The 1,858-nt window shown below is 48.5% G+C and carries 2 protein-coding genes; both read left to right on the top strand.

What is annotated here, in order from left to right; all coding sequences use genetic code 11:
- Positions 1 to 1,016 (top strand): 4Fe-4S binding protein (locus tag ABGY95_RS08355; protein WP_347441226.1); only part of this gene is annotated, 1,016 nt, incomplete at its 5' end.
- The coding region (locus tag ABGY95_RS08350; RefSeq protein ID WP_347441225.1) for an FAD:protein FMN transferase at positions 1,013 to 1,858 on the top strand (846 nt) is incomplete at its 3' end. The genes ABGY95_RS08355 and ABGY95_RS08350, both read left to right, overlap by 4 nt.

The following is a 1,858-nucleotide window of genomic DNA, read 5'->3' as shown; positions in this document are numbered from 1 at the left end:
CAGATACACTGATTGGCTTTGACCCGGCCGGCCACGTGGTCGGCCTTTCTATTCTGAAAAGTTTTGATAATGAACCATATGTTGGGTATGTCCGTGATGACCGTGCATTTGGGCGTCACTTCATCGGACAGACCTTTGAGAGCCTCGCCAGCACCACTGAAAAAGTTCCTTCTACAGAAGGTGTGAGTGGTGCCACGATGACGAGTCAGGCGATTGCACAAGCCATTGTTACAGCGTCCCAAGCAACATATGAAACACAAGCAACTCGTTCAGTTGGCCATAGGATATTTTCACGCATAAGCACAATTGAACCACCACAGTGGGGAGCAATTCTTGTAATTGCATGTGGTCTCGTCGTTGGATTTACACATCTTCGTGGTCATTGGTTAGGACGCATTGCGTTTCCAATTGTGGCATTTGCTTACCTCGGATTTGGCTCTGGCGCGTTACTCTCACAGGCCCAACTCTGGGGCTGGGCAGCTCATGGGGTTCCTCAGGCTGCCCCAGTGCTGTTACTACTTTCCATTATCGCAATTCTGACACCCGCCACCTCGGGGCGTAACGTCTACTGCACACAACTGTGCGCGCATGGTTCGGCACAACAACTTCTGAAAATAGCTATTCCTCAACGTCATGCAGGAATTACATACGGCTTGCGGAAACGGATCACACCGATTCTTAAAAAACTACATATCCTGCCTTGGATGCTTTTTATACTCTGCCTCCTACTAACAGTATTCAATACACCCGTTTCATTGGTTGACCTTGAACCTTTTGATGCATACCTTCCGACCATAGCCGGACCGGCTGCAATTTCAATTTTCATCGGCAGCCTTGTGCTGAGCGTCATCTCACCCATGGCGTATTGTCGACACGCCTGCCCAACAGGAGCTTTCCTCAACTTCATTCGGCTTAATCGTAACTCCTCCAAAATTACTTGGCACGACATCATCTTATGCGGGTGCTTATTCCTTGCATTGTTAAACGCTTGGTCATCAGGAGACCTCGGACAATGAGCATCTGGAAGATTTTCACTTACTTTTATTCGCTTCTATGCTGTGCAGCCTTTGTGAATGCCGGGGAAAATTATCCTACATGCGCTGGACCAGCAATGGGCACCACCTATCGATTTACCTTAGCAGCCCCAATCCCAGAGAAGTCACTTGGTGAAGTTCATCGTGAGATAGATCTACTGCTTCAACAGATTGACGCATCACTAAGCACATGGAGAGACGATTCATTAGTAACACAACTCAATCAGGCGGCCGCCTACACGCCTATCCAACTTGACTATCACCTCACAAATACACTTACCATTGCCGCCCAGCTCTGCGAACAAACTCAGGGACAATTTGATATCACAGCAGCACCACTCATCCACTGGTGGCACCAATCCAACACTGCTGATTCAACTTTAAACAAGTTGAATCCATTAGTAGCACCAGCAGACGTTATGAACCTGATTGGCTTTAAGAATCTGCGGATAAAAAAGTCGATTAACTCCGTATACCCGCTCGTCCAAAAGACTCACGCCGATGTTGCTATCGACCTATCTGGTATTGGAGCAGGCTATGCGGTCGATCAAATCGGTGAATACCTCGTATCACTGGGGTCTTCATCCCACCTCGTAGAATTAGGTGGTGAAGTCCGCGCTTGGGGACAACCTAGCCCAAGCGGGAAATGGCTTGTCACCATTCGAGAAGCAGAAAACACGCCTTCTAAGGTTATTTCCCTCGACCATGGTGAAGCACTCGCGGTTTCTACCACTGTGCCTGGGAAGCCAATAGTCGATCCCACAACAGGCAGACTCTTAGAATTTCCAATAAAAGGCCGAGCAGTTGTGGCACATGCGTCAACC

The sequence above is a fragment of the Rubritalea sp. genome (assembly GCF_039830215.1).
GTDB lineage: Bacteria > Verrucomicrobiota > Verrucomicrobiia > Verrucomicrobiales > Akkermansiaceae > Rubritalea.
The sequence above is the reverse complement of the archived record's forward strand: the minus strand, read 5'-3'. Positions and strand labels throughout refer to the sequence as shown.